Consider the following 8,189-nt stretch of genomic DNA (forward strand, 5'->3'; position numbering starts at 1 on the left):
GCGCTGACGGGGGCGGCTTCCTCGGGCGCGAGCACGTTGAGCGCGTGTCCGGCCAGCAGGTCGTGGACCGTGCGGCATTCCAGGGTGGTTTCCAGGGGGGTGACGGAGGTGGTCATGTCGGCGTCCCTTCTGCGCGGGGCCACCGCCCGAAGCGGGCGAGATGCGGCGACGCACGTGTCCCACGCCGCGTCGTCCGCAGCCGTGGACCGGTCTGTGCAGGTGGGGCCCGTCACCGGATCCGGTGCGAGGGCTCCGACCGTGCTCCCAGCTTGGCTCAGGAAGGGGGTGCCGCGCGTCGTCCCCGCGCAGCGATTACGGGCTACTGCGGCCGCGGTATCCGGCCGCTCGCGCTACGACCGGGACGGACCGCGCCGCGTACGCCCGCCGGGCGGGCGAGCACCACCCGCCCGCACCCGGCCGGCCTCCGGGCCGCCCGGCGGGCCGCGTCCGTCAGGGGGTCCGGGACGGTGCGACCGGTTCGCTCGCCGCGCTGACCAGGCCGCACTGGTAGGCGATGACCACGAGCTGGGCCCGGTCCCGGGCCGCGAGCTTGGCCATCGCGCGGTTGACGTGGGTCTTGGCGGTCAGCGGGCTGACGAAGAGCCGTTCGGCGATCTCGTCGTTCGACAGGCCCAGCGCGACCAGCCGCATCACGTCGCGTTCCCGCGGGGTCAGGCACTCCAGCCGCTGGTGCACGGCGGCCGTACACGGCTCCGGCTGCGCGAGGAAGCGGGTGATCAGGGCCCGGGTGGCCCGCGGGGACAGCAGCGCCTCGCCCTCGGCGACCGTGCGCACCGCCTCCAGCAGCTCCTCGGGGCTGGCCCCCTTGCCGAGGAATCCGCTCGCGCCGGCCCGCAGCGCCTCGGCGACGTACTCGTCGTCCTCGAACGTGGTCAGGATGAGCACCTTCACGCCCGCCAGGTCCTCGTCCTCGCTGATCAGCCGGGTGGCGGCGAGGCCGTCCAGCTCGGGCATCCGGATGTCCATGAGGATCACGTCCGGGTGCCGGTCCCGGGCCAGCTCCACCGCCTCGCGGCCGTCGGACGCCTCGCCCACGGTCTCCATGCCCTCGGTGGAGTCGAACAGCATCCTGAAGGTGCCCCTGAGCAGGGCCTGGTCATCGGCGAGCAGCACGCGCACGGTCATGTTCGTCCCTTCTCGGCGGTGTGTCCGACGCCGGGCCGTGCCACTGCGGGGTCTCCGGGGCCGCGCCGGGCCGCAGCGGCAGCTCGGCGGTCACCGTGAAGCCGCCGCCGGGGCGCGCCCGCGTGGTCAGCCGCCCGCCGACGCTGGCGGCCCGCTCGCGCATGCCGATCAGCCCGTGCCCGGTGCCCGGCTGCGGCTCGTGCCGCTCGGCCCGCCCGTCGTCCTCCACGGTGATCGTCAGCCACTCGGGGCGGTAGTGCAGGTCCAGCCGGGCGTGGTCCGCGCCGGCGTGCTTGCGCACGTTGGTCAGGGCCTCCTGGACGATGCGGTAGGCGGCCAGGTCCACGGCCGGGGTCAGCGGCCGCTCGGTGCCGTGCACCGTGCGCGCCACGACGAGCCCCACCCGTTCGAACGACGTCAGCAGGGCGGGCACCTGGGCCAGCCCGGGGATCGGGTCCCGGGGCGCCTCCGGGTCGTCGGACTGCCGCAACAGGCCCACGGTGACCCGCAGTTCGTCCAGCGCCGACCGGCTGGTCTCCCGGATGTCCGTCAGCGCGGCGAGAATCTGCTCGGGCCGCTGCTCCACGAGGTGGACGGCGACCCCGGCCTGAGCGTTGATCAGGGCGATGTGGTGGGCGACGACGTCGTGCAGTTCGCGGGCGATGCGCACCCGTTCGGCCGCCACCCGCTGCCGCGCCTCCTCCTCGCGGGTGCGTTCGGCGTGCTCCGCCCGTTCCTCGACGGCGGCCACGTAGGCCCGGCGGGAGCGCACCCCGTCGCCCACGGCGGCGGGCAGCGCCGTCCAGGCCAGCATCGCCGCGTTGTCCGGGGAGAGCCAGGAGGCCGGATCGGACACCACGGCCGCCCCGACCAGCACCGCGGCCGACGCCGTCGCCATCGTCCAGGCGGTGCGCCGGTCGGTTCCGGCGGCCACGCTGTAGATGGACACGACGACCGGGCTGGTCACCAGCGGGCTCTCCCGGACCCCGAGCACCTGGAACAGCACCCCACAGCCGACGGCGATCAGCAGCACCGAGCACGGGGATCGGCGGCGCCACAGCAGTGCCGCGCAGCCGATCCCGGCCAGGAGCACGGCGGGCCACCGCACCTCGAACCGGTGCTCGTGCGGCACCACGGAGGCGGCCAGCACGGACAGCACGAACAGCACGAGCGACCCCAGCACGTCCAGCCGGCCGACCCGTGCCCGCGCCGCACGCGCCGCGCCGCGATGCGCGGCGGCCGGCCGTCCTCCTGCCCGGGGCCGGCGGCGGGCCGCTGCTGTGGCGCGGCGGCCCAGCGGGCTCGGGGCCGCTGGTGGCCGCCGGCGGCGGGGCGCGGCGCCGGGTGCGCCGGGGCCGGGTGGACACACCGGCGACCACACCGGCCGGCCAGGCCATCTCTGTCGCGTCTTGTCCCCGCCCGCGCCCCCGACCTGTCCTCCAAGAACCCCGACTGGTGGCGGCAGGCCGTCGTCTACCAGATCTATCCGCGCAGCTTCGCCGACGCCGACGGCGACGGGCTCGGCGACATCCGGGGCATCACCCAGCGCCTGACGCACATCGCCGCGCTCGGCGCGGACGCGGTGTGGCTCAGCCCCTTCTACCCCTCCGAGCTGGCCGACGGCGGCTACGACGTCATCGACCACCGGGACGTCGATCCGCGCCTGGGCACCCTCGACGACTTCGACGCGATGGTGACCGAGGCGCACCGGCTGGGCCTGAAGGTGATCGTCGATATCGTCCCCAACCACAGCTCGCACCGGCACCCCTGGTTCCAGGAGGCGCTGCGGGCCGGGCCGGGCTCGCCCGCCCGGGACCGGTACGTCTTCCGCGACGGGCGCGGCGCGCACGGCGAACTGCCGCCCACCGACTGGCAGTCCGTCTTCGGCGGCAGCGCCTGGCAGCGGGTGCCCGACGGGCAGTGGTACCTGCACCTGTTCGCGCCCGAGCAGCCGGACTTCCACTGGCAGAACGAGGAGGTCCGCGCCGACTTCCGCACCACCTTGCGGTTCTGGGCCGACCGCGGGGTGGACGGCTTCCGCGTCGACGTGGCCCACGCCCTGGTCAAGGACCTCGACGAACCGCTGCGGGACGTCGGTGACATCGGGGCCACCGGCGAGGACGCCCTGCCGCACCTGCCGCCCGGCAGCCACCCCTACTGGGACCGGGACGACGTCCACGAGATCTACCGCGACTGGCGCAAGATCTTCGACGCCTACACCCCGCCGCGCACCGCGGTCGCCGAGGCGTGGGTGCCGGAGGACCGCCGCGCGCTGTACGCCCGCCCCGACGAACTGGGCCAGGCGTTCAACTTCGAGTATCTGCAGACCGGCTGGGACGCCGAGGAGCTGCGCCGGGTCATCACCGCCTCCCTGGACTGCGCGCGGGCCGCCAGGGCCTCGGCCACCTGGGTGCTGTCCAACCACGACGTCGTCCGGCACGCCTCCCGGCTGATGCTGCCGCCGGGCACGGACGACAACGCCTGGCTGCTGTCCGGCGGCCGCGCCCCGGCCGTGGACGAGCGGGCCGGACTGCGCCGGGCCCGCGCCGCGACCCTGCTGATGCTGGCGCTGCCCGGTTCGGCCTACGTCTACCAGGGCGAGGAACTCGGCCTGCCCGAGGTGGCCGACCTGCCCGCCGAGGTGCTGCAGGACCCGATCTGGGAGCAGACCGGGCATGTCCGCAAGGGCCGCGACGGCTGCCGGGTGCCGCTGCCGTGGACGACGACCGGGCCGTCGTACGGCTTCGGGCCGGGCGGGGCCTGGCTGCCGCAGCCGCCGAGCTTCGCCGCCCGCGCCGTGCAGGCCCAGGACGGGGTCGAGGGCTCCACGCTGGAGCTGTACCGCACGGCCCTGCGGCTGCGCCGCAAACTGCTCACCGGGGAGTCGCTGACCTGGGCGGAGGACACCCCGGACGGGGTGCTGGCGTTCGCCCGCACGGAGGGCTGGCGGTGCGTGGCCAACCTGTCCGGGCGGGCCGTCGCGCTGCCGCCGGGGGAGGTGCTGCTGAGCAGTGCTCCGCTGACCGGGCGCAGGCTGGAGCCGGACACCACCGTCTGGCTCGGGTGACGTCCGGCTCGGGTGAGCGGCCGCGGCGCCGTCACCGGACGGTCGGGCCGGGCGTCGGCGCGGCCGGCTGCCCGCCGCCGAGGTCCAGGGGCCTCGACGTGGCGTCCGGCGGCGGGGTCAGCACGACCTGGGGCTGCCCGCCGGAGGGGGGCGGCGGGGTCAGGTCGGAGGCGGGCAGCTTCGGTGGGGTCGTCTCCTGGAACAGCACCCGGTCGTAGTCGACCAGGCCGGTGTCCTCCATGACCGTGATGTGGTCCAGGACGGTGGCGTTGGCCTGGTTGGCGAGCGCGCGGACCAGGCTGTTGCGGGTCGTGGAGCGGATCTTGGCGATGGTGTTGAAGATCTGCCCGTGCGTCACCCGCAGGACGTTGGCCATGTCGCGGTCGAACTGCTTGCCGCTGTCCGCGCCGAGCGTGGCGACGAAGCCCCGCTGCTGCGGGCTGGCCTCGTCGGGCAGAGCGATGTCCAGCAGCGGCGCGATCTTCCGGCAGCTGGCGTCCAGCGCCGCGTGCCCGTCGACGAGGTGCCGCCCGGCGGTGACGACCGCCTTGGTGGTGCCCTTCTTCACGGCCATCTCACCGACCGGGTACTCCCACAGCCCGGCCGCCCGCACCTTGACCACGAAGTCCCGGTCCGCCTCGGTCAGCGGCCCCCACCGGGTCTGGGCGACGACCCGGGAGGGCGAGCCGGAGACGGTGTCCAGGCCCAGCAGGCCCGGGTAGGCGAGCGCGGCGAGCGTGAGGCCGAGGGCTCCGCCCACGAAAAGGGTTCCCGTCGCGTTCCGCGAAAAGCGCACCGTGCCTCCTGCCCGGTCTCCGGTTCCCGCCCGAGGGCGGAAGGGACGCCGGGGAGTACGGAAGCCGGGGCCCGTTCGCACGGCTCGGAACGGCAATGAGTGGGCAAAAAGTCGCGGGGGTGCTCGGTGCGGTGGTGCGGGGGTCCGGGGGTCCGGCGGTCGGTGGGCGGTGGTCCGGGGTTCCGGTGGGCGGTGGCTCGGCGACTCGGTGGTCCGGTGGGCGGTGGCTCGGCGACTTGGTGGTCCGGGTCCGGTGGGTGGTGGTCCGGGGCGGTGGTCCGCCGGTCGAACGGCGGGGCGCCCAGCCGGTCGCTCTCGCCCCCGGGGGGGCCGGGCGCGGATACTCGCCGCAGTGATCAGGAAGGCCGAGAAGGGCAGGAAGAGGACGACATGACCGACACCACCGCCGCACCCCGCACCGTGGGTGTCCTGGGCACCGGCATCATGGGCGGCGCCATGGCGCGCAACCTCGCGCGGGCCGGGCACACCGTCCGGGCCTGGAACCGCACCCGCGCCAAGGCCGAGCCGCTGTCCGCCGACGGCGTCCAGGTCGTCGACACCCCCGCCGAGGCGGTCCGCGACGCCGATGTGGTGCTGACGATGCTGTTCGACGGCGACACGGTGCTGGAGGTCATGCGCGAGGCGGCCGGCGCGGCCCGCCCGGGCGCCGCCTGGTCGCAGTCGACCACGGCCGGACTGGACACGGTCGCCGCACTGGCGGACCTGGCCCGCGCGCACGACCTGCTGTTCTTCGACGCCCCGGTGCTGGGCACCAAGCAGCCCGCCGAGGCCGGGCAGCTCACGGTGGTGGCGGCGGGACCGGTCGCGGGCCGGGACGCGGTGACCCCGGTGTTCGACGCGATCGGCACCCGCACCCTGTGGGCCGGTGAGGACGGGGCGACGGGTGCCGCGTCCCGGCTGAAGCTGGTCGTCAACAGCTGGGTCATCGCGGCCACCACCGCGACCGGCGAGGCCCTGGCCCTGGCCAAGGCGCTCGGCGTGGACCCGCGGGACTTCCTCGACCTCGTCGCCGGCGGTCCGCTGGACATGGGTTACCTGCGCGCCAAGGCGGACCTGGTGCTCAACGACCGCCTGACGCCGCCGAGTTTCGCCGTGGCCACGGCCGAGAAGGACGCCCGGCTGATCCTGCGGGCCGGGGAGCGGCACGGCGTACGCCTCGACGTGGCCGCCGCGAGCGCCGAACGCTTCGCCCGCGCCGCCGCCGCGGGCCACGCCGACGAGGACATGGTCGCCGCGTACTTCGCCAGCTTCGATGCCAAGGAGTAAGTGCCGAGGGGTCGTCCGCACGTGCCGACGACAAGGAGCAGATGCGGCAGGGGCGTTAGGGAGGCGTCGGTGACAAGGAGGGGGCGGCGGGGAAGTGTTCGCGGAGGTCGGCGGCAAGGAGTAGGCGGCCGGGGACAGTTCGTCCACAGGGAGGACGCGGCCCCGAGCAAGATCGCCCACGATGGCGTGGACCTGTTCGGACACGAGGGAGGGGACTCGCGTGCGCATCCTCCGGTTCACCGGGACCGTCGCCGCCACCACGCTGTTACTGACCGCCGCCCTACCCGCGGCCTCGGCCGCCGCCGCACCACCCGCCGCGCCGACGGCGTCCGTCGCCCCGGCCGGCGCCCCGCTGGACCGGGCGGCGCTCGCCCGGTCCCTGGACGCCGTGCACGAGGCGGGCATGTACGGCGTCTACTCCTCCGTCCGGGACGGCGCACACGCATGGACCGGCGCCTCGGGGGTCGCCGACACGGACACCGGGCGCCCGGTCGCCCCGGGGATGCGGCACCGGGTGGGCAGCATCAGCAAGACGTTCGCCGCGGTCGCCGTGCTCCAACTGGCCGAACGCGGCCGGATCCGGCTCGACGCCCCCGTGGCCGACTACCTGCCGGACCTGATACCCGGCGAGCGCGGCCGGCGGATCACCGTCCGGATGCTGCTGAACCACACCAGCGGCATCGCCGACTACGTGGTCCCCGCCTTCCCCTCCCTCGCCGAGGGCTCGACGGCCAGCCTCGACCAGGAACGCTTCCGCTCCATCCGCCCCGAGGAACTGGTCCGCCTGGGCCTGCGGGCGCCGGCCACGGGCGAGCCCGGCGCGCTGCCCGGCCACTACTCCAACACCAACTACGTCATCGTCGGCCTGCTCCTGGCCAAGGTCACCGGCCAGGACCCGCAGACCTACATCACCCGGCACGTCATCGACCGCGCCGGACTGCGCCACACCTCCTACCCGCGCACCCCCGTCCTCCAGGGACCGCACGCGCGGATGTACGAGAGCTTCTACGGCCTGATCGACCCGCCCCGCGACTACAGCGTCTACGACATGTCGTGGGCCTACACGGCGGGCGCGGTCGTCTCCACCACCGACGACCTGAACCGCTTCTACCGCGCCCTGCTGACCGGGCACCTCGTCGGCCCGGCCGCCCTGAAGGAGATGCAGCGCACGGTCGACGTGGACGGCATGCACTACGGCCTCGGCATCTACGCCGTGGACATCCCCGGCTGCGGCCGGTTCTGGGGGCACGACGGTGCGGTGTTCGGCGCCGGCACCATCGCGCTGTCCAGCCCCGACGGCCGACGGCAGGTCGCGGCGGGCTGGAACCTGATGAAGTACGAGCGGCTCACCGCCGACGGCACGGGCTTCGAGCCGAGCCCGATCGACGACGCCCTCAACCGGTACATCATCGGCGCCCTGTGCCCGTCCGGCACCGCGACGCCCGCGCCGTCGCTGTCGGCGGCACCCGTCCGCCCGGTGCTCACCGGCCCCGACCTGTCCCCGGGCTCCTGGGCGGCCGTCCTGCGCTGACCCGGCCGGCTCAGGCGGCTGTGCCGGGGCGGATCAGCTGACGCAGATCAGCCCCAGCAGGCACAGCTGCTGGGACGAGGAGGACGCCGAGGAGGGCACGGAGGACGAGGAGGACGGCGCCGGGGAGCCGCTCTGCGCGGGCGCGCTGCCGGTGCCGTCCGACGCGGTGGGACCCGAGGAGTGCTGCGCTGTCCCGGACGCCGAGCCGCCGGTCGCGGAGCCGCCGGAGGAGGCCGTGGTCCCGGTGCCCGTGTCCGTCGGCCGCCCGGTGGACTGCGTGCCGGACGGTGCCGTCCGGCGGGCGTCCTGGTGCGCGGCCGGGCGCCTATACGCGTCTGACGCTGCCGACCGCCCCTCCCGGG

General features: G+C 75.1%; 6 protein-coding genes. 3 read left to right on the plus strand and 3 right to left on the minus strand.

Annotation, left to right across the window (positions count from 1 at the left end):
• Positions 1–450: 450 nt before the first annotated feature.
• Together GV126_RS30320 and GV126_RS30325 are read right to left on the minus strand one after the other, a co-directional pair.
• Positions 451–1,146, minus strand: coding sequence for a response regulator transcription factor (locus tag GV126_RS30320; RefSeq protein ID WP_159672642.1), 696 nt, complete (start codon positions 1,144–1,146; stop codon positions 451–453).
• Entirely contained in the window at positions 1,118–2,314 is a 1,197-nt protein-coding gene (locus GV126_RS30325; RefSeq protein ID WP_236570183.1) for a sensor histidine kinase, read from the minus strand. The genes GV126_RS30320 and GV126_RS30325 overlap by 29 nt, the downstream gene beginning before the upstream one ends.
• On the opposite strand from GV126_RS30325, the gene GV126_RS30330 reads away from it, so the two are divergent.
• Positions 2,270–4,213, plus strand: a complete 1,944-nt coding sequence (locus GV126_RS30330) for a glycoside hydrolase family 13 protein (protein ID WP_236570184.1) — start codon at positions 2,270–2,272, stop codon at positions 4,211–4,213. The two genes, GV126_RS30325 and GV126_RS30330, sit on opposite strands and share 45 nt — an antisense overlap.
• Before the next feature lie 31 nt (positions 4,214–4,244).
• Here the strand turns inward: GV126_RS30330 and GV126_RS30335 are convergent, their stop codons facing one another.
• A complete protein-coding gene (locus tag GV126_RS30335; protein WP_159672644.1) occupies positions 4,245–4,973 on the minus strand; it encodes a DUF4142 domain-containing protein in 729 nt (242 codons plus the stop codon).
• A gap of 309 nt (positions 4,974–5,282) precedes the next feature.
• Between GV126_RS30335 and GV126_RS30340 the strand changes: the two genes are divergently transcribed.
• Both GV126_RS30340 and GV126_RS30345 read left to right on the plus strand, forming a co-directional pair.
• Entirely contained in the window at positions 5,283–6,296 is a 1,014-nt protein-coding gene (locus GV126_RS30340; RefSeq protein ID WP_268977470.1) for an NAD(P)-dependent oxidoreductase, read from the plus strand.
• Between the two features lie 220 nt (positions 6,297–6,516).
• Positions 6,517–7,827 carry a serine hydrolase domain-containing protein gene (locus GV126_RS30345; RefSeq protein ID WP_236570185.1) on the plus strand — a complete coding sequence of 437 codons (1,311 nt, stop codon included), beginning with the start codon at positions 6,517–6,519 and terminating at the stop codon, positions 7,825–7,827.
• Positions 7,828–8,189 lie beyond the last annotated feature (362 nt).

Source organism: Streptomyces mexicanus (genome assembly GCF_902506575.1).
Classification (GTDB): Bacteria; Actinomycetota; Actinomycetes; order Streptomycetales; family Streptomycetaceae; genus Streptomyces; species Streptomyces mexicanus.